The following is a 19,045-nucleotide window of genomic DNA, read 5'->3' as shown; positions in this document are numbered from 1 at the left end:
CTCATCGGGCGGAGAGCGCGCGGATGACGGCGTCATACCCGGCGGCGTAGGTCGCCTCGAAGGCGCGCCCGTTTCCGCGCAGGGCCTCGTCGGCGGGGTGCTCCAGCTCGACCTGGACCTCCCACACCTCGCAATCCATGTCCGTCCGGTAGAACGCCGGCTCCTCGGTGACGTTGATGGCGATGAGCCGCGAGCGCGGAAAGAGCGTGCAGGCATCGTGGACGGGGACCGCCGAGACACGGTCCGCCCCCGGGTCGATGCGCTCCAGCGTCGCGTCCTCGAAGAGGAAGGGGTTGGCCGCGCTGGCGGCCACCGCGTCCGCCACCGGCCCCCGGGTCACCGTCACCCGCCGGAGTCCCTGGCCCGTGGGCTGCTGGTAGAAGGTGACGAAGGGCACGGGCAGTTCCTCGATACGGGCACCGCCGTAGAACGCGTCCAGCACCTCGGTGAAGCGCTCATGGCTGAGCGGCGGCACCGTGGCCGCCCCACCCGCCGCGCCGAGCGCGCCCACCGCGATTGCAGGCGCGAGCGAGCCACCCGACAGGAGCACCGCGAGGAGGCCGATGGCCGCACCCACGCCGCCGCGCTTCTTCGCCTCGCGCACCGTCTCCTGCTCGTAGGTGGCGAAGAACTCCTGATAGCGGGTCCGCAAGTCCTCCCGGGGCGCCGAGGCGTAGAGGCTGCCCACCACGGCGCCCATGCTGTTGCCCACGACGCAGTCGATGCGCACGCCCCGGTCCGCCAGCGCGTCCAGCGCCCCCACATGGGCGAGTCCCTTGGAGCCACCCACGGACAGCACCACGCACGTGCGCTCCGGTGCCCGCCGCGCCACGGGGTGGCCGCGGTGGCACGAGGCCGCCCCCAGCAGCAGCGTGGTGAACAGCGTGACGCGGAGCCGCCAGTGCATCGAGTCCTCCCGGACGAGGGAGCCGACTGTACCGCGTGACAGGGGGGCGCGAGGTAGCCCCCATGGCCCCCTGTCAGGGAGGCGCCAGGGAGGGCCCGCTCACCGGGACTGAAGCGGCGGGCTGGCGCATGCGCCGGGGGGATTGCCACATCCAGACTGAGGGGCCTGCCAGCACGCGCCCCGTCACCCACCCACGATGAGGAGAGACACCATGGCGAGCGAGAAGGAAAAGCGCGGTGCGAGCAGTGCCAGCGAGAAGGAAGAAACCCCGGGCGTGCCCCAGGCCCAGGGCAAGGGGGCCGCCCCGGGAGAGGAGGCAGAGGCCGCTCGGAAGAAGGAGCCCTCCCTCCCCGAGCATCGGACCATGAGCGTGCGACGGGACCTGGGCGAAGGGGACATCGACGTCTCCCGCTGGGAGGACGAGATGAGCCACGAGCCCTCGCGCTCGTGACGGCGGGCTACTTCTTCGCCGCGCGGCGCTTCTTCCAGGCCTTGTACTCGGGGCTCTTCACGAAGCCCTGGTACTCGGCCACGCCCTCCAGGTCATTGAGCTGCACCAGGCCCGTGGCCTCGATGGCGTCGAGCCGCTCACCCAGCTCCTTGTACTGCTTCTCCTGGAGCGCCAGCCCAGCGAGGCTCCAGTGGCCCACGAGGAGCGTGGGCTCGGCGGTGACGGCGGCCACGTAGTGGCGGCGCGCCTCGGCCGTGTCGCCCTTGTCGAGCATCACGTTTCCGCGCAGCACGGACAGGTACGGGTCTCGCACGCGCCGGTCGAGCTTGTCCATGGCGCGGATGGCTCCAGCGTGGTCCTTGCGCAGCAGGTAGCCGTCGAAGGAGACGAGCTCGACGCTCGGGTCGTTGGGCAGGGCCTTCTCGTAGTCGGCGATGGCCTGCGCGTAGGCCTCGCCCTCCAGCGACAGCGCGGCGGCGGCCTGCAGCCGGAGGAGCAGGACGATCTTGTCGGTCTTGAAGGCGGCGGGGAGCTGGCCGTAGAGGCGGAGGACCTCCTCGTGATTGCCGGCCTGGAAGGCCTTCTGCATCGCCTGCAGCCGGGGCAGGTTCTTGAGGTACGTCTGCTCCTTGCCCATCAGCCGGTCCACGAGGCCCTGGTTGGCGTCCGCGGCGGCGGCGAGGTAGGCGCGGCGCAGCGTCTCGCTGATGAACTCGCCGGCGACGTACGGGTAGATGTCCACCACGCGCACCTGCCCCTTGGCGTCCCTGGCCAGCTCCAGGTCCAGGTAGTTGAGGCCCCGCGTGGACAGGGAGCGGAAGAGGGCGCGCGGTACACCCTTGACGGCGCGGGCGCGCAGGAGCGTGAAGGTCGACTCCTCGTTGAAGGTCGAGATGAGCTGCTTGCCGAAGCCCAGGGCGGCGCCCTGCTGGAGGCCCTTCTTGAAGCCGGCGGCGAAGTCCGCGGGCACCTGCACGCCCTCGGTGGACTTCTTGAAGATGGCGTCCTTGTCGATGTGCGCGTCGAGCGCGTCGGCCTCACGCGCGTTGATGCCCTTCTCCACCGCCTGGGCGAAGGCGAGGTAGGCGGGGTCGAGCTGCGAGGCGCGCGATTCCTCACCTGCGGGCGCCTGAGCGGCGGCGGCGGGAGGCGCGGCGGGAGTTACGGCCAGGAGGGCAATCAATGGCAGGAGCATGGGCCAGGACCATACACCTCTCCGGGGGAGCGCGTATGGCATTGCCCATGGGCCCCCCGCTCCGGGGGCTCCGCGTGGGCCTGTGGCTCCGAGGAACGTGCCGCCAACAATGAGGCTGCCTTCGCCGGAGGTTCTGTAGGATGCCCTGACACTCGCAGACAAGGACAGAGATGACGGACACGGAACTTCTGAACGAGGCGGAGCGGCTCTCGACCCTGCTGGCGGAGCACGCATCGAAGCATGACCGCGAGACGTCCTTCCCCGTGGAGGGCAAGGCGGCCATCCTCCGCTCCCCGCTGAATACGGCGCTGCTGGAGGGCGCCTCGTTCCTGACCTTCGGGCGGGCGCTCGCAACCCTCTGCCGGGGAGATGCCTCCTTCGGCACGGCGTGGCTGATGCACCAGGGGGCGGGGCTGAGCTCCCTGGCCCTGACAAACCCGGCCCAGCGGGACTTCTTCCTGGCCGAGTTCCGCGGCGGCGCCTGGTTCGGCAACGCCCTGGGCGAGCCCACCAGCGGCAACCTGTTCCTGACGCCGCTGCAGCAGGCCCGGCGCGTGGAGGGCGGCTGGCGCCTCAACGGGGCCAAGCGCTTCGTCTCCGGCGGCGAGCACGCGAAGTACCTCGTCACCAGCGCCATCTGCGACGGGCAGCCCGGCTTCTTCCTCATCGACAAGGACGACTCCGTCCGGGTGGAGGAGATCTGGGACCCCATGGGCATGCGGGCCACCCGGAGCCAGCTCCTGCACCTCCAGGACACGCTGCTGCCCGACTCCCGCCGGATGGTGTTCGACCCCACCCAGCCCAATGCCATCGCCGCGGGGCTGCCGTGGATCTCCATCGGCATCGCCGAGGCGGCGATGGCCTTCGCCATCAGCTACGCGAAGGAGCGCAAGCTCCCGCCGGAGAACCGGCCGCTCGCCGAGCTGCAGTGGGCCCAGTTCTCCGTGGCGGACATGAGCATCCGCCTGGAGGCGGCGCGCTCCATCGCCATGCGCTCCGCCATGGCCACGGACCAGCGCGCGGCGGACTTCCCCATCCTGCAGATGCAGGCCAAGACGGTGGCCAACGAGGCCGCCGTCGCCATCGCCAACGCGGCGCTGGAGCTGGCGGGAGGCACGGGCTACCTCAAGAGCCGCCCCATCGAGCGCTACGTGCGCGACGCCATGAGCGGACCGCTGATGGCCTGGTCCGGCGCCCTCGTCCGGGACTTCCTCGGCAGGACGCTCCTGGGCCTGAACGGGCCCGGCGGACGCTGACGCCCGGAAATGGTGAGCCCGGTCAGGCTGTCCTCCTGACCGGGCTCGGGGTGCTGCCATGGATGAGGCCCGCACGTTTGAAGTCTCCGCTTCAGGCTATACCTCGCGTCCTGCGATTGAACGACCGCCGCGCAAGGCGGGATGGAGCGGCGGGCTGGAATTGCACCAGCATCTCGAGGTGGGGAGCGGAAACGGTTGATCGGGCCTGCGACAGCGAATGCTGAGTCTGGAGTGAGAGTCTGATGCTGGGGTGCGTCGCGGTCTCTTGTTGCCGCTTGCCTCTACCGATTGGGCTACCCCGTCGCACGGTGGGATGACGGGGGCAGGGTTCGAACCTGCACTGAAGGCGGCCCGGGAACGCTTCGCGTGAGTCTGCTGCTGAGTTTGAGTCTGTACTCCGAAATCTCGTGGCGCCGGGGCTAGCCGAACACGTAGCCGAGGAGCACGTCGCCCGCCTTCAGCTCCTCCACCTCCACGGCGTTGGCCTCCTCGCGCGCGAACTTGACGGCCTGCTGCAGCTTCTCGACGCGCTCCAGCATGTCATTGACCCGGAGGGCGGGGAGGGCGCCGGAGAACTTCACGGTCTTCCAGTAACCGACCACGATGTCCTCGTAATACACCTCGACCTGCGCCGGGTGCTTGTCCGTGGCCTCGGACTTCACGTGGTTGCGCGGGACCTTCTTCGTCTTCGCCGTCTGCACCGGCTCGGTGGCCCACAGGCCCTGGGCGGGGTCGGGGACCCACGTCTCGGACGGGTCCAGCGTGGGCAGCTTCTTCACAAAGGTGTGGAGGTCCACGAGCTGCTTCTCCAGGAAGAGCAGGTACGTGGCCGGAACGCCCTTGAGCACCACCTTGCCGTCCACGCGCACGTCCGCCTTCGCGTGGCAGTTGGTGAGGTCCTTGGTGGCGGTGACGTCGAAGAGGCGGGTGAGGATCTCCCGGGTCTTCTTCAGCACGTCGTCGGTGCGCACCTGCACCCGCGTGGATTCGGGCGGAAAGCGCTCACCCTCCTCGTCACGGGGTTGGTAGGTGCGGGAGATGCCGCTGAGGAGTTGTGGCTTCTGGAGGTCGTGATGCGCCTGGGTCAGCTCCTGCTGGGAGCGGTTCTTGACGCCCTTCTCGACGGCGATGATCTGGTTCAGCTTGGGCATGGCGTGTCTTCGTTCGTGTCCGTGCGTTTGGCCCATCCGACGGGACCCGCCGCCGCCACCTGACAAGGCGAGAACATCCGCGCGACAGTCTTGGCGGAGATCCACGCGCGCCGTGCTTATCTGCACCGGAACCTCTTCGAGCACCGTGGAGACAGCACCATGCGCACGTGGATGAAGGCCCTGGGGCTCGCCGCCCTCGTGTCGGGACTGGGGCCGGCATATGGCCAGAGCGCTCGCCAGCCCTCGGGCGAGCGGGGCAACCTCGCCCCGGGCCGCGCGGGCGGCAGCCAGCAGACGCAGCCCCGAGAGACTCCTGGCCCCGAGGCGGCCCCGCTGGAGACGGCGCCTCCGAACGTGCCCGAGTTCAAGCCAGCCTTCCCCGGGCAGACCCGCGCCCCGGGCGTCCAGACGCGTACGCCCTTCCAGGTCACCGAGATTGCCTCCGGCTTCAACAAGCCCTGGGCCATCGCGTTCCTGCCGGACCGGCGCATGCTGGTGACGGAGAAACCGACCGGGGACCTCTTCATCGTCACCCCCGACGGGAAGAAGTCCCCGCCCGTCGCGGGGCTGCCGCCCGTGGACGGGCGCAACCAGGGCGGTCTGCTCGACGTGGAGGTCGGCCCCGACTACCCGAAGAGTGGCCTCATCTACTGGGCCTATTACGAGCCGCGCGAGGGCGGCAACGGCCTGGCGGTGGCGCGCGCGAAGCTCGTGGACGGCGCGAAGCCTCGGGTGGACGACCTGCGGATAATCTTCCGCATGCAGCCCACGCTGGAGTCGACCCTGCACGCGGGCGGGCGCCTCGTGTTCACGCCCGACGGCAAGCTGTTCATCACGCTGGGGGAGCGGTCCATCCTGGCCGGCCGGGTCCAGGCGAGGGACTTGAAGAGCCACTTCGGGAAGCTCGTCCGCATCAACCCGGATGGCTCGGTCCCCAAGGACAACCCGTTCGTGGGCCGCGAGGATGCCCGGCCGGAGATCTGGTCCCTGGGCCACCGGAACATCCTGTCCGCGGCGCTGGACTCCCGGAATCGCCTCTGGGTGGTGGAGATGGGGCCGCGCGGTGGCGACGAGCTCAACCTCATCGGAAAGGGCAAGGACTATGGCTGGCCCACCATCGGCTACGGCGAGGAGTACTCCGGCGCGCCCATCCACAAGAGCACCCAGGGCCCGGGCATGGAGCAGCCCGTGTACTACTGGGACCCGGTCATCTCCCCCTCGGGCATGGTCATCTACTCCGGGGAGCTCTTCCCCGAGTGGCGTGACAACATCTTCATCGGTGGCCTGTCCAGCCATGCCCTGGTGCGGCTGGTCATGAAGGACGACCGCGTGGTGGGCGAGGAGCGGCTACTCACCGAGCTGGACGCTCGCATCCGCGAGGTCGTCCAGGGCCCCGAGGGCGCTCTGTATGTGCTCACGGACGCCTCCAACGGACGCCTCCTCAAGCTCACGCCGCGGTGACCCGTTACGCGAAGCAAGACGGCTCGCCCGCGACGGTGAGCCATGGGAGAGGTGCCATGCGTGCGATGCCGATGCTGCCGTTCCTCCTCCTGCTCGTCTGCGTGGCCGCGTGCAGCGGTACGCAGACGGCGGGAGACCCCAGCAATCCGCCTCCTCCGACGACGACCGTCGAGGTGAGGAACCTGAAGACCGTCGACTTCAACCTCTACGTGCTGAATGCGACGCGCCGGGTCCGCCTGGGCACGGTTCCGGGAATGACGACCCGCGGCTTCGTCATCCCGCCCCAGCTCCTGGGCGACAGGGACCGGATCCGCTTCGGCCTGGAGACCATCGGTTCGGACGGGAGCTCGCTCAGCGAGGAAGAGCTGCCGGTTCGCGCGGGGGATCAGCTCTCCCTGACCATCCAGTAGGCCCGCGGGGAATTCACGGAAAAGTGGATTGCGCTTCAGGCCAGGAAAAGCTCCCATGCGTGAAGTCCGGGATGACCCGGGCATTCACCTCAGGAGCCACCATGCGTTCCCCCCTGCGATTCTCCGCGATGCTTCTCACGAGTTCCGTCCTCTTCCTGGGCTGCGAGGGAGCGCCCCGGCAGGATCCGCTGTCGGCGACCGAGGTGGTGCCGGAGATGGCGGAGGTGAAGCAGGGCGCGGTCGGCGACACGCTGCTGCGCTGCGACCAGCCTCAGGACGGCTCGTACCTGGAGGTGGTGCAGACGGCCACCGGCTACGAGGCCGCGCACGTCTACGAGGAGTACGACCCGTGGGACTGCCGCTGCACCTACACGAAGCGTGACGTGCTGGGGCAGTACACGGTCTGCTACAAGTCCACGGTGGACGCGCGCATCATGAACTGCTTCCGCGTCGAGCCTGGCGGCACGACGGGCAAGGTGGTGCTGTCCACCACGCGCGTGCAGAAGACGCAGATGGTGATTGGCGGCACGCAGACCGTCTCCTACAGCGAGCTGGACATCGCGGCCATCAACCAGGACCCCGGCCAGACGCCGCGCAGGGACTTCAACTACGGCCTGGACGACTGCCAGTAGCCCTTCGGGCCCGGGGGCGGACGGCATGGCCCTTTCGCCCCCGGGACGGCCGCTTTAAAGAGGCGAGGACGCGTTCCACCAGGAGTCCCGGGCTCTTCTCGGCGAGTCGAGGTATACCCGCGAGACCCATAGCAACAGGAAGATCAACGTGGCCGGAAGCAGCCTCTTTACCCTGATTGACGACATCGCCAGCCTGCTGGACGACGTCGCGGCGATGACCAAGATCGCCACCAAGAAGACCGCGGGTGTGCTGGGTGACGACCTCGCGCTGAACGCCCAGCAGGTGGCGGGCGTCAACACCGATCGCGAGCTGCCCGTGGTCTGGGCGGTCGCCAAGGGCTCGCTGGTCAACAAGGCCATCCTGGTCCCCGCCGCCCTGGCCATCAGTGCCCTGGCGCCCTGGCTCATCACCCCGCTGCTGATGCTGGGCGGCGCGTTCCTCTGCTACGAGGGCTTCGAGAAGCTGGCCCACAAGTTCCTGCACAGCAAGGCGGAGGAAGAGTCCCACCACGAGGAGCTCGTCAAGGCCGTCGCCAACCCGGCGGTCGACATGGTCGCGTTCGAGAAGGACAAGATCAAAGGCGCCATCCGGACCGACTTCATCCTCTCGGCGGAAATCGTCGTCATCTCGCTTGGCACGGTCGCCGCCGCGTCCTTCGGGCAGCGGGTCGCCGTCCTGGTCGGCATCGCCATCATCATGACGGTCGGCGTCTATGGCCTGGTTGCCGGCATCGTGAAGATCGACGACGCGGGGCTGTACCTGAGCCAGAAGCCGAGCGCCGCCCAGCGCAAGCTCGGCCAGGGGATGCTGGTGGCTGCTCCCTTCCTGATGAAGGGGCTCTCCATCGCCGGCACGGTCGCCATGTTCATGGTCGGCGGCGGCATCCTCGGCCACGGCATCCCCCCGCTGCATCACCTCAGCGAGAGCCTCGCGCATGGGGCGGGGAGCGTGCCGGGCATCGGTGGTGTCCTGGCGGCGCTGCTGCCCACGTTGCTGGATGCGGTGACCGGCGTCGTCGCCGGGGCGCTCGTCCTGGTGGTCGTGACGGCCGTGACGCGGGTCATCCAGGCCGTGCGCCCGAAGGCGAAGGCCGGGTAGGGACGCGGTGGCTCGGCGCAGGGGCTGCGCCGAGCCGTGCGCCGGTGAGCGCGTCAGCCCGAGGGATTGCGTTCCCTACCGGGACTGTCTGCGGACCTGCTCCCAGGCTTCGATGATGCGGCGCGTTTCTTCCTGGGCCAGCGCCTGGAGCTTGGGGCCCAGCTGGGCAACCTTGTCGGGGTGGTACTGCGCCACCAGCGCGAGGTAGGCCCGCTTCACCTCTGGCAGCGGCGTATCGCGCGAGACTCCGAGCACCTCCCACGGAGAGGGCGGAGGCGGCTCTCTCGAGGCGGCTGGCTCTCGTGGAGCCTCCTCCTCCTCGGGCTCGTCCTCCGGTTCGTCCTCCGGTTCCTCCTCGGGCTCGTCCCGTTGCTCCTCGTCCGCCGCGGCCTGGGGCTCCGGGGCTTCCGGGGCCGGGGCGAACGCCCCTCCACACGTCGAGCACAGCAGCCGCTCGTGTTGCTCCCCGGACTCCGCCGGGACGACGCGGAGGTCGAAGCAGTCCCCGCAAACGATGTTCCGGCACTGCTCACAGCGCGCGGCGGACTGCGCTTCCTCCAGCTCCAGCCCACACCGTGGGCAGTCGTCGGGAAGTGGCGCTTCTTCTCCGCAGCGCACGCAGAAGGCCCAGGCCCGGTCGAGGCTGCTCTCACACGCCACGCACTCCAGGCCACCGTTGCCGGGGTGCTGCCAGTGCTTCTCCGCGCCGCACCAGGGGCAGTGGGGCATGAGCCAGGCCACCTTCCCCGTGCAGTCATCGGAGTCGCAGTCGAACTCGAGCCGGTACCCCCGGGCGACCGTCTGGGGCGGGTTCTCCTCGTCGAACGACTCGCCGCAGGCCCAGCAGCAGTTGAAGAACCGATGGGAGGGCGCGCCACACGCTTCGCAGGCCGGGTTGCCGTGCTCGGCCTTCCAGGCGACCTCGTCACCGCAGTCAGGACAGAAGCCCATCCACGGCTTTACGTCCGGATGGGTGCAGGACTCCCGGGCGGCCCGTGCCGCGCGCTCGCGTTGCCCGGGGGGCGCGGGGAAGGGCGGCCTTTCGCCCCGTTCCGTGAGGAGCTCCCACAGGCAGGAGCGGCACACGCGCCCCTTCACCTTCCGGTGCTCCTGTCCCGGCACGCCCACGCGTTTCCGGAACACTCCCGCTTCGAGCACCTGCGTGCTCATGCAGGTCTGACAGACGGCGTCGCCACAGACCTCGCAGGTCCCCGCCAGACGGCGGCCCCCGAGGCCCAGGAGGCCGGGCGTCAGCTTCTCCATGCAGCACGGACAGGCTCGCATGCACTTCCTTCACCGGGTGGTGCCCCGTCCCTGGACGGGGGACGCGAGACTTCGCCATGCCCCAATCCGTCACCGAGGTCCAGAACCCGGCGGTGTACCGCGGGTTCAGTCCGCGAACGTGCCGGGCTCCTTGCTGAAGCCCGGGGTTTGCGTCGATGTGCTCCTTCAGCCACGCCTTGAGCTTCTCTCCCTCGGAGGCGACCTTCTTGTCGGCGGCGTCGAGCTTCGTCCGCGCGGCCCGCCGCCGGATGAAATGCCCCCCTGCGTCAAGGTCAGGGCTCCATGCATGCCGAGCCGCGGAGGCGGAGCCGCATGGACCGGCTCGCGGCGCCCTGTATGAGACAGTTCGGCACGGCCTCGGATGCGACACGTCCCGGGGCCGGAATGAAGGCATAAGGTGCGGTGACGCGAATGGATGTGTCGCGCTACTGAGTCGCTCGGAGGACGCGCCATGGCTCGGGACTCGCGACTGCACGATTGACCCGGAAAGCAGCGCGCAGCAAGAATCCCGGGGAGAACGACGCAGCCTGTCAACACCGTAACCAGGACAGTGCCGGAGCCCGGCCCACCCTCACCCCAGACAGCGACCCATGCGACTGATTCTGCTTGGCCCACCCGGTGCTGGTAAGGGAACGCAAGCCGCGTTCATCAAGGAAGCCTTTGGCATCCCGCAGATCTCGACGGGGGACATGCTGCGCGCCGCGGTGAAGGCCGGCACGCCGCTCGGCCTCGCGGCCAAGAAGGTGATGGACAGCGGGCAGCTCGTCTCCGACGAGATCATCATCGGCCTCGTCCTGGAGCGGCTGAAGGCTCCCGACTGCGCGAGGGGCTATCTGTTCGACGGCTTCCCACGCACGATTCCGCAGGCGGAGGCGATGCGGGCCGCCGGTGTGCCCATCGACTACGTGCTGGAGATCGACGTTCCGGACGCGGTGACGGTGGAGCGCCTGAGCGGCCGGCGCACGCACGTCGCCTCGGGACGGACCTATCACGTCAAGTACAACCCGCCCCGCGTTCCGGGGAAGGATGACGTGACGGGCGAGGACCTCGTCCAGCGCGACGACGACCTCGAGGAGACGGTGAAGAAGCGGCTCGCGGTCTACCACCAGCAGACCGAGCCGCTGGTCGCGTACTACTCGCAATGGGCGGCGACCGGGGACACGCGGGCGCCGAAGTACCGCAAGGTCGAAGGCCTCGGGACGGTCGAGGCGATTCGCGACGCGTGCCTCGCGGCCCTGGGCCGCTGAGCGCGGCCCGTCACGGCCACCCTGCTTCTGCCTGACGGTCAGTGTCGGGCAGCGTGCACCTCCTCCGCCTCGCGGGTAATCGCTCCCGAGCCCTGCCCCTGGCCCACTTCGGTGCCGGGCCGGGCCCATCCTGGGACGGCCCCTTCGCGGGGGGAGAGCATGACGGCCGACAGGAGCACCCGGCAGGCGATGAAGGCCGGGCATGAGCAGGCGGTGGCGGTCGTGAACCGGCGCACGGCCGTGCTCGAGCGGCAGCGGCGGGAGGCGGTCCTGTCCCGTGGAGGGCGCGGCGCCGTGGAGGCACCCCGGGTCGCGCCGCGGTTCCGGGTCGCGGTGAGCCGGCCGGCGCCCGTGGGCCTCCTCGTCGCCGAGGGGGACTCCTGGTTCGACTATCCGTTTTTCGACATCCTGAAGCTCCTCGAGGACGAGCACGGCTATGACGTCCGGCACGTCGCGCACATGGGCGACCGGGTGGAGGACATGGCCTACGCGGGCGAGGCGGGCGCGGGTGGGGGAGGGCAGCTCGACGAGTTCGCCCGGCTGCTGGAGAAGCTGCTCCGGGAGGACAAGGTCCCCCGCGCGATTCTCCTGTCGGGCGGAGGCAACGACGTCGCGGGCGACGCGTTCTCCATGCTGCTCGAGCACCGGAACTCGGTGAGCCCCGGCCTGAATGCGCAGGTCGTCGCCGGAGTCATCGACCACCGCATCCGCCTCTCGTATGTGACGCTGCTGAGCGCGGTGACGCGCATGAGCGAGCTCCGCACCGGGAAGCGGATTCCCATCGTGCTCCATGGGTACGACTACCCCGTGCCGGATGGCCGCGGATACCTCGGAGGCTGGAGCATCCTGCCCGGCCCCTGGCTGGAGCCGGGCTTCCGGCAGAAGGGCTACGCCGGCGCGCAGGAGCGCATCGACCTCCTGCGCGCGCTGATGGACCGGTTCAACGACATGCTGAGGGGCGTCAGCGAGCTGCCCGGGTTCGAGCACGTCGAGTACGTCGACCTGCGCGGGACGTTGAGCACGGACGCCGGCTACAAGAGGCTGTGGGACAACGAGCTGCACCCCACGCGCAAGGGCTTCCAGAGGGTGACCGAGATGGTCGCCCGGGCCATCCAGGGCCTGCCGGTGCCGTGAGCCTCCGCGCGCCTGGGCCTGTTCGACGGCCGGCTGGTGGGGTGCGTGGAGGAGCCGTGTCTCACATGCCGGAGGGGAGGGGCGCTGCTCACCCCTTCCGCTTGCGGCGGCGCGACATGATGCGGCTCAGCGCCTCCTCGGTGATGCCGAGGTAGGCCGCCACGTCGCGCTGGGGGACGCGGCCCTTCAGGTGGGGGTGCTCCTCCCAGAACCGCACGAGGCGCTCCTCCGCGGTCAGGTCCAGGAACTCCTGCTCGCGGCGCTCCTTGAGGATGAAGTGGTGCTCCGCCACCCGGCGCGCCAGCCGCTCCCAGCACACATGGCCCTGCTCGAGCGCGTGGAGGTCGCGGGTCTGGAACACCAGCACGCGGCCTGGCTCGAGCGCTTCAATCGCCGTCATCGAGGGCTGCCGCTGCAGCATCTCCGCATAGGCGCCAATCAGCTCCCCCTCCGCGCGGAACGCCTTGACGGACTCGACGCCCCGCGCCGACACGCGCACGGCCCGGAAGACGCCCTGGAGCACCACCGCGAAGCGGTCCGCCGGCTCTCCGGGCCGGACGAAGAGCTCGCGCTTCGCCAGCACCCGCTCGGACGCCAGCGCCTCGGCCTTCTCCCACTCCTCGGAGGGGAGGGGGACCTGCGCGGTGAGCCGCTCGTAGAGCTTCGGGAATCTCATGCGGGAGTGCTCTCGGGTTGACCCAGGTCAAGGCGGAGACCCGTCCGGATGCCGTACACCGGCGCGTATGACCCTGAACGTCTATGCCGTGGCCACGCCCTTCGTCATCGCCCTGGCACTCGCGGAGTTCGCGTACTGCGTGGCAAGGCGCAACGGCTACTATAGCTTCCAGGACTCCATCGCGAGCATGGGCACCGCGGTGATGAACCAGTGCGTCAACGTGGCGGTGGCGCTGCTGGTGCTGCCCCTCTTCGCGCAGCTGGGCCAGCTCGCGCCGTGGCGGCTGGACGCCTCCTCACCGCTGGCGCTGGTGGCCCTCTTCCTCGGCGTCGACTTCCTCTTCTACTGGTTCCACCGCTTCGGCCACCGCACCAACATCGGCTGGGCGGCGCACTCGCCGCACCACTCCACGGAGGAGCTCAACTACGCGGTGGCCCTGCGCGCGAGCGTGACGCAGCGGCTCTTCTCGTTCCTCTTCTACTGGCCGCTGGTGCTGGTGGGCTTCCCGCCGGAGGCGGTGCTGGCGATGGTGGCCTTCCACCTGGTGCTGCAGTTCATCCCGCACACCCGCGTCATCCCCAAGCTCCCCCGGTGGGTGGAGTCCTGGCTGAACACGCCCTCGCATCACCGGGTGCATCACGCGCGCAACGACGCCTACATCGACAAGAACTACGCGGGCTTCCTCATCATCTGGGACCGGATGTTCGGCACCTTCGCGGAGGAAGTGGAGCCCTGCTCCTACGGCCTCACCACCCCGGTGAACACGTGGGACCCGACGGTCATCAACTTCCAGGCCTGGGCCCGGCTCGTCGGCGACGCGCTCGCGACGAAGAGCTGGTGGGACCGCCTGCGCATCTGGGTGATGCCCACGGGCTGGCGGCCCGCGGACCTTCCGCCGCGCTCGCTGGGCTACTGGAAGCAGAACGGCGTGGAGGTGAAGTTCTCCTCGACGGAGCTGCCCGGCATCCGCGGCTACCTCGTCTTCCAGTTGTTCGCGTCCATGCCGTTCATGCTGCTGGTGAGCCACCATGCCTCGCCGCTGTCGGGCTGGAGCCAGCTCGTGCTGAGCCTGCTGCTCTGGGCCATGGCGACCGCCTGGAGCGGGATGCTGGAGTCGAAGCGCTGGAGCGTGCCGCTGGAGCTCGCGCGGGTGCTGGCCACGGGCGTGGCGGTGACGGTGTGGCTGCTGCGGGCCGGGGCGCCCCAGGCCTGGAGCGTGCTCTCCGCGGCCTGGCTCGTCCTCTCGCTCGGCTGGCTGCTGGTGGGAGTCGCCGGGCTCACCCCGGCCCTGCGCGATCGCGGGGCCTGAGCAGCACCTCACGTCAGCGTGAACCGCGCGGTGCCCCACTTCCGCGGGCCCGGCATGGGCTTCGGGCGCTACGTACGTCGAGCACCCGAAGCCCGGGGCGCGTCACGGGAAGTTGACCGAGGGCTCCGTGCGGCGCTGGTAGATGTCCCAGAACCGCTCGGCGATGTCGGACGCCTCGAGTCCGCCGTGGCCCGAGTCGAAGGCGGTGCCCTTGACGGTTCCGCCCACGACGACCTCGCCGACGTAGACGCCTTCACGGGCGAGCCGCTGGTGGAGCAGCCCGACGGTCTTCAGCTGCGCGGCCTTCTCGATGGAGAGCCCCATCAGGTTCCACTGGCTCGCCATCGCCTCCATCCGCGGGTTGAAGTACGCGAGCGCGCCACCCGTGACGAGGACCGCGCCCTTCTGCTGCTTCAGGTCGGGCAGCGCCTCCTGCACGCCGGTCACCAGCCCGAGCACCGACACGTTGAACGACGCGAGCAGCTCCTCGGTGCTCGCGGTCGTCAGGTCGCCCGCGCGGGCGGAGTACGCGTTCCAGTGGAGGACCGAGATGGGGCCGAGCGACGCGCGCACCTCGCGGATGAGCGAGCGCACGGACTCGGGAGAGCCGAGGTCACAGGGAAAGGGCTTGGCGGTGATTCCCGCGCCCGAGAGCGTCCTGGCGGCGGCCGCCAGCCGCTCCCCGTTGCGGGCAACGAGCGCGACCGCGAACCCTGCCTTGCCGAACCTGCGCGCCACGGCATCGGAGATGCCGGGTCCATGGCCACACACGACAATGGTTGGTGTCATGGCCGCCATATAACACGCGTGACCCGGGGTGGGCGCGCCACAAATCCCGCTCATTCTCGCCGGCTCTTCGAGCGTCGCGGGCCTCAGGTCCAGGTGCGCTGCTGGTTGCGCGCGTTCTTCTCGCGGAAGGCCTTCTCCAGGTCCACGCCGACGCGGTTGGCGATGGCCAGCAGGTAGTTGAAGACGTCCACCAGCTCCTCGCCGACCTGGGCGCGCGCCTCCTCCGTGGGCGTGCCGCGCCCCTCGTCGTAGAGCTTCTCGTGGCGGCGCACTGCCTTGAACACCTCGCCCACTTCCTCGCCCATGAGGAAGCAGTTGTGGACGAGGTCCAGCTTCAGCCAGCCGTGCAGGGCCTCCAGCTCATGGATGTAGCGCTGGTAGTCCTTCATGGAGGCGCCTTCGGGGAGTGTAATCATCCCCTCGTCCTAGCAGGTGGAGCTCGCCCTGTCGTTCGCGCACCTGTCAGCGATTTGGGTTGAGCGCGGCCAGCCGGCTTGTCATGGTCCGCGCTTCACCATCAATGGAGAGACTCCATGGGATTGTTTGACAGGCTGATTGGCCACGCTGACGTCAATGCGAAGTCGTCGTACAACCTCGAGCGGTTCCTGGGCGAGGGCGAGAAGCTGATTGCCGTCTTCCGCTTCGCGCGCGACGAAATCGCGGTGACGAACAACGGTGTCTTCACCGTCGACGTCCAGGGCATCATGGGCTCGAAGAAGGAGTACAAGTATTTCCCTCTCAAGGGCGTGAAGTACGTCTCCTATGAGAGCGCGGGCACCTTCGACGCGGACGCGGACATCAAGATTGGCATTGATGGCAACACCGAGCTCGTCAACAACATGCCGGTCAGCAAGCCGCTGTCCTTCAAGATTCCGAAGTCCCAGGCCGCCGAGGGGGAGAAGTTCTTCAAGCTCCTGAAGGCCGCGCTGGACGCCTGAGCGTGCCGACCCCCTGCCCGACGGGGCAGGAGGAGTGTCGGGCGGTGGATTCCGGACGCTCCCGCGTTCTGGATTTGACTATCGCGTTCTCAGAAAGGAATGGGCACGGGCGCTGTCCGGCAATCATGGCTGTCCATGCGAACCGGACACGCCCAGATAGACCGTCGTTCCTTTCCGCGTCTCCAGGCCCCGCTGTACTCGCGGCCGGCGCGGCTGCATTTCGGTGAGAAGCGGCAGGTGCTGGACGTCAGCAGGTGCGGCGCCCGCATCTACTCCGACGAGGAGCATGAGGAGGGCAGCCGGCTGGAGGTGGAGCTCTTCCTGCCGGATGGCGGCTCGCTGGAGTGCACCGCACGCGTGGTGTGGACGGCGAGGCTTCCCAGGGGCGCCGCCGCCCGCTACGAGGTAGGGCTGGCCTTCCTGGACGCGCCGTTGACCGTGTGGAGGCGCCTCCAGCCGCTGCTCGTCCCAGACTCGCTGGACGGGGGCGGCTCGGGGCCGGAACGGGCGCATCCGCGTCCCACCCTGCATCGGTTCTTCACTTCGTGGACGGCGCTGGGGCGCCGGCTCGTGGAGTTCTCGCGCGGCTTCCAGCTCATTGCCCAGCAAGGGGCCCCAACGGGCTCGCCCGGAGACGAGCAGCGCTGACGTGCCGCTCGCAACACGCGCGGTGCGTTCTACGCCGGCTGGAGGAAGCGTCCGTCCACCAGGTGGTCGATCACCTCGCGAGCGGAGCCCGGGTCGAGCTTCGCCTTCGTCCCCAGCTCCTTCACCCCGCTGGCGACTGTCGTGGGGCGCTCGAAGGCGGCCAGGGCCGCCAGGAGGATGGCTCCGTCCTCGCCCTGCGTGAGCGTTGGGTCCGAGAACCTGCGCGGACTGAGTGAAGGGGCGCAGCTCAGGGTGATGCCGTCGACCGAGCGCACGACGGTCACCTGCTCCTTCGCCACCTTCGCCGGAGCCCGGTGGCTCCCCAACCAGTCCCCCAGCGTGAACTGTTGCGTCCAGGGGGCGGTGTTCCGCAGCCGCGTGCGTCCATCGACGGCGATGCTCCGCTTCGCGTCCCTGTGCTGCCACGCCAGGGCATCCACTCGATCGGAGTTGCGCTGCACCGCCGCCTCGAGCTCCGCGTCCCGGAAGCGAATCATCGGCACCGAGACGTCGCCCGGCTCGCGCCGCTCGAAGTAGTCGAGGAACTCCGTGAAGGTTCGCGCTTCGGTCACCATGTCGAACCGCGCGGGGTGCTCGGTGACCAGCGCCCCGGGTTGTGCTTCGAGCCGCTGATAGCCCACCACGCAGTCGAGGCTGATGACGCGCTCCACCAGGCGCAGCTCCTCCGCGAGCGTGGCCTGGCTCGCGAAGGGGAGGCCCCCGATGCCGGAGATTTCGACGTCCAGGTTCGGATGGCGGCGGCAGGCCTCGATGAGCGCGAGCAGCTCCGAGTCCCTGGCGCACGGCTTGAGCAGTCCGCGGCGCATCTGCTCGAGGCGCTGCTGTTCGGAGAAGCAGCCGATGTCGACCACCATGTAGACGCGCTGGAACGTCCCCGCCAGCGCGTCGACGAGCTCGATTCGAGGCACTCCCCACAGGAAGTACGTGCAGCAGTGGCGCGAGAGGTCCACTCCCGCCCAGGTGCTCCCCAGGAACTCCGCCGAGCTTCCCGAGAAGTCGTAGCGAAGCTGCCAGGTCCGGCCGGCGATCTCCTGGTGGTCACGGCGCACACTTTCCTCGGCCCGAAGGAAGGGCTTCGCGCGCCCGAAGCCCGCCTTCTGGTTGCCGCGGGCCCCGCCACAGTAGAGGCAGTTCTCGCCGCACCCCTTGCCGGGCGCGACCCAGCCCGAGAAGGAGTGCAGGTCCATCTGGCTCAGGAAGAGCTCGTGGAAGTGCGAGTAGTAGATGTCCTCGCTGTTGGTGGCGCCCTGTACGTAGGCCAGCGGCAACCTGCGAGGACGTCCGTCGGGGGCCCGCGTCACGCGGTTGGGAGGGGAGGGGTCTCCACGGCAGAGCGCCAGCAGCGGCACCTCGCCGTCTCCCAGGACGATGTCATCGATGCAGTCGTAGGCGTGCAGCTCCCGCCACCAGTACGAGGCGGAGTTGCCCCCCATGACGATGCGTATCGTGGGGTCGATCTCGCGCAGGGTCCGCGCGATGAGCAGCGCCCGGTCCACGTGGTGGAACCACTTGAGGCTGATGCCGACCAGCTTCGGACGCACGCGGGTGACGAGGCTCTCGAACGAGCGCGCCACCTCGTCGTCGGTCTCATCCCCGTCGTACAGCCGGACGAAGGCCTCGATGCCGCCGCGCCGCAGGTAGCTCGCCAGGTAGAGGATGCCGCACGTGGCCTCGCCCGTTCCGGCGCCGACGAGGAGAACTGGCGAGAGGACACGACCACCACTCATGGGATGCGCACCACGACCTTTCCGAGAGGGGGCAGAGTAGACGATCTCGGGGCGGCCGGCGCGGAAGGGTTGGCACCCGACCATGCGGGCCCTCAGGCGGCTTGAGGGCTACCCACACGCCCAGTGGGTTCTGACGTAAGCGTTCGGAATCACGCTGCTTCCGAAGAATCCGCGGGGCCATGTCGATCTGGCGCCCGGATACTCGTCGCCAGGTTGAAGGGCGGGAACGCTCCTGCCTTCGAACCAGGAGACGAACATGCGCGTGATGGTGATCGTGAAGGCGAGCCCGAATTCCGAGAAGGGCCTCATGCCGAAGGAAGAGATGCTGGCGGCGATGGGCAAGTACAACGAGGAGCTGGTGAAGGCGGGGATCATGCTCGCCGGCGAAGGCCTCCACCCCAGCAGCAAGGGCAAGCGGCTGGTCTTCCAGGACGGGAAGAAGCCGAGCGTCGTCGACGGCCCCTTCACCGAGACCAAGGAGCTGATCGCCGGCTACTGGCTGTGGCAGGTGCGGTCGATGGAGGAGGCGGTGGAGTGGGCGCGCCGTTGCCCGAACCCGATGCCGGGTGAGGAAGGCGTGCTCGAGCTTCGCCCGGTGTTCGAGGCGGAGGATTTCGGCCAGGAGTTCACGCCGGAGCTGCGCGCGCAGGAAGATCGTCTCCGCGCGGAGATGGAGCGGCAGCAGCGGGCGAAGTAGCAGGGGCCGCAGG

The 19,045-nt window shown here is 69.2% G+C and carries 20 protein-coding genes; 12 read left to right on the top strand and 8 right to left on the bottom strand.

Going from position 1 to position 19,045, the window contains the following annotated elements; translation table 11 throughout:
• Nucleotide 1: 1 nt before the first annotated feature.
• The gene (locus K8638_RS08305) at nucleotides 2-907 is read right to left on the bottom strand and encodes a patatin-like phospholipase family protein (RefSeq protein WP_305071148.1); all 906 of its coding nucleotides are present in this window, start codon (nucleotides 905-907) and stop codon (nucleotides 2-4) included.
• 211 nt (nucleotides 908-1,118) lie between these two features.
• Here K8638_RS08305 and K8638_RS08300 point away from each other — a divergent pair, with 211 nt between their 5' ends.
• Nucleotides 1,119-1,358, top strand: coding sequence for a hypothetical protein (locus K8638_RS08300; protein ID WP_223753894.1), 240 nt, complete (start codon nucleotides 1,119-1,121; stop codon nucleotides 1,356-1,358).
• A 7-nt stretch (nucleotides 1,359-1,365) separates the two neighbouring features.
• Here K8638_RS08300 and K8638_RS08295 read toward each other — a convergent pair whose 3' ends face one another.
• Nucleotides 1,366-2,553, bottom strand: a complete 1,188-nt coding sequence (locus K8638_RS08295; RefSeq protein ID WP_223753893.1) for a lipopolysaccharide assembly protein LapB — start codon at nucleotides 2,551-2,553, stop codon at nucleotides 1,366-1,368.
• A 170-nt stretch (nucleotides 2,554-2,723) separates the two neighbouring features.
• Here K8638_RS08295 and K8638_RS08290 point away from each other — a divergent pair, with 170 nt between their 5' ends.
• Nucleotides 2,724-3,809, top strand: coding sequence for an acyl-CoA dehydrogenase family protein (locus K8638_RS08290; protein WP_223753892.1), 1,086 nt, complete (start codon nucleotides 2,724-2,726; stop codon nucleotides 3,807-3,809).
• 419 nt (nucleotides 3,810-4,228) lie between these two features.
• Here the strand turns inward: K8638_RS08290 and K8638_RS08285 are convergent, their stop codons facing one another.
• The gene (locus K8638_RS08285; protein WP_223753891.1) at nucleotides 4,229-4,960 is read right to left on the bottom strand and encodes a hypothetical protein; all 732 of its coding nucleotides are present in this window, start codon (nucleotides 4,958-4,960) and stop codon (nucleotides 4,229-4,231) included.
• Between the two features lie 159 nt (nucleotides 4,961-5,119).
• Between K8638_RS08285 and K8638_RS08280 the strand changes: the two genes are divergently transcribed.
• From K8638_RS08280 to K8638_RS08265, 4 genes are all read left to right on the top strand, one after another.
• The gene (locus tag K8638_RS08280) at nucleotides 5,120-6,421 is read left to right on the top strand and encodes a PQQ-dependent sugar dehydrogenase (RefSeq protein WP_223753890.1); all 1,302 of its coding nucleotides are present in this window, start codon (nucleotides 5,120-5,122) and stop codon (nucleotides 6,419-6,421) included.
• Between the two features lie 56 nt (nucleotides 6,422-6,477).
• Nucleotides 6,478-6,831, top strand: a complete 354-nt coding sequence (locus K8638_RS08275) for a hypothetical protein (protein WP_223753889.1) — start codon at nucleotides 6,478-6,480, stop codon at nucleotides 6,829-6,831.
• A gap of 101 nt (nucleotides 6,832-6,932) precedes the next feature.
• Nucleotides 6,933-7,463, top strand: coding sequence for a hypothetical protein (locus K8638_RS08270; protein WP_223753888.1), 531 nt, complete (start codon nucleotides 6,933-6,935; stop codon nucleotides 7,461-7,463).
• Between the two features lie 148 nt (nucleotides 7,464-7,611).
• The gene (locus K8638_RS08265) at nucleotides 7,612-8,562 is read left to right on the top strand and encodes a DUF808 domain-containing protein (RefSeq protein ID WP_223753887.1); all 951 of its coding nucleotides are present in this window, start codon (nucleotides 7,612-7,614) and stop codon (nucleotides 8,560-8,562) included.
• A gap of 75 nt (nucleotides 8,563-8,637) precedes the next feature.
• Here K8638_RS08265 and K8638_RS08260 read toward each other — a convergent pair whose 3' ends face one another.
• Nucleotides 8,638-9,846, bottom strand: a complete 1,209-nt coding sequence (locus tag K8638_RS08260; RefSeq protein ID WP_223753886.1) for a DnaJ family molecular chaperone — start codon at nucleotides 9,844-9,846, stop codon at nucleotides 8,638-8,640.
• Between the two features lie 590 nt (nucleotides 9,847-10,436).
• On the opposite strand from K8638_RS08260, the gene adk reads away from it, so the two are divergent.
• Nucleotides 10,437-11,093 carry an adenylate kinase gene (gene adk / locus K8638_RS08255; protein ID WP_223753885.1) on the top strand — a complete coding sequence of 219 codons (657 nt, stop codon included), beginning with the start codon at nucleotides 10,437-10,439 and terminating at the stop codon, nucleotides 11,091-11,093.
• A gap of 159 nt (nucleotides 11,094-11,252) precedes the next feature.
• On the top strand, nucleotides 11,253-12,227 hold the full coding sequence (locus K8638_RS08250; RefSeq protein ID WP_223753884.1) for a GDSL-type esterase/lipase family protein: 975 nt from the start codon (nucleotides 11,253-11,255) through the stop codon (nucleotides 12,225-12,227).
• 88 nt (nucleotides 12,228-12,315) lie between these two features.
• On the opposite strand, the gene K8638_RS08245 is transcribed toward K8638_RS08250, so the two are convergent.
• The gene (locus K8638_RS08245; protein ID WP_223753883.1) at nucleotides 12,316-12,903 is read right to left on the bottom strand and encodes a Crp/Fnr family transcriptional regulator; all 588 of its coding nucleotides are present in this window, start codon (nucleotides 12,901-12,903) and stop codon (nucleotides 12,316-12,318) included.
• Between the two features lie 67 nt (nucleotides 12,904-12,970).
• Between K8638_RS08245 and K8638_RS08240 the strand changes: the two genes are divergently transcribed.
• A complete protein-coding gene (locus K8638_RS08240) occupies nucleotides 12,971-14,212 on the top strand; it encodes a sterol desaturase family protein (protein ID WP_223753882.1) in 1,242 nt (413 codons plus the stop codon).
• Between the two features lie 102 nt (nucleotides 14,213-14,314).
• Here K8638_RS08240 and K8638_RS08235 read toward each other — a convergent pair whose 3' ends face one another.
• Together K8638_RS08235 and K8638_RS08230 are read right to left on the bottom strand one after the other, a co-directional pair.
• Nucleotides 14,315-15,001: an SDR family oxidoreductase gene (locus K8638_RS08235; RefSeq protein WP_223753881.1), complete on the bottom strand. Its 687-nt coding sequence runs from the start codon at nucleotides 14,999-15,001 to the stop codon at nucleotides 14,315-14,317.
• A gap of 83 nt (nucleotides 15,002-15,084) precedes the next feature.
• Complete coding sequence (locus tag K8638_RS08230) at nucleotides 15,085-15,417, bottom strand: MazG nucleotide pyrophosphohydrolase domain-containing protein (protein WP_223753880.1); 333 nt, start codon at nucleotides 15,415-15,417, stop codon at nucleotides 15,085-15,087.
• Nucleotides 15,418-15,534: 117 nt separating this feature from the next.
• Here K8638_RS08230 and K8638_RS08225 point away from each other — a divergent pair, with 117 nt between their 5' ends.
• The gene (locus K8638_RS08225) at nucleotides 15,535-15,939 is read left to right on the top strand and encodes a PH domain-containing protein (protein ID WP_223753879.1); all 405 of its coding nucleotides are present in this window, start codon (nucleotides 15,535-15,537) and stop codon (nucleotides 15,937-15,939) included.
• Between the two features lie 135 nt (nucleotides 15,940-16,074).
• The gene (locus K8638_RS08220; protein WP_223753878.1) at nucleotides 16,075-16,587 is read left to right on the top strand and encodes a PilZ domain-containing protein; all 513 of its coding nucleotides are present in this window, start codon (nucleotides 16,075-16,077) and stop codon (nucleotides 16,585-16,587) included.
• A 29-nt stretch (nucleotides 16,588-16,616) separates the two neighbouring features.
• Here the strand turns inward: K8638_RS08220 and K8638_RS08215 are convergent, their stop codons facing one another.
• Entirely contained in the window at nucleotides 16,617-18,335 is a 1,719-nt protein-coding gene (locus K8638_RS08215) for a radical SAM protein (protein WP_223753877.1), read from the bottom strand.
• Between the two features lie 256 nt (nucleotides 18,336-18,591).
• On the opposite strand from K8638_RS08215, the gene K8638_RS08210 reads away from it, so the two are divergent.
• Nucleotides 18,592-19,032, top strand: a complete 441-nt coding sequence (locus K8638_RS08210; RefSeq protein WP_223753876.1) for a YciI family protein — start codon at nucleotides 18,592-18,594, stop codon at nucleotides 19,030-19,032.
• Nucleotides 19,033-19,045 lie beyond the last annotated feature (13 nt).

The sequence above is a fragment of the Myxococcus sp. RHSTA-1-4 genome, from assembly GCF_020037125.1.
Classification (GTDB): domain Bacteria; phylum Myxococcota; class Myxococcia; order Myxococcales; family Myxococcaceae; genus Myxococcus.
The sequence above is the reverse complement of the archived record's forward strand: the minus strand, read 5'-3'. Positions and strand labels throughout refer to the sequence as shown.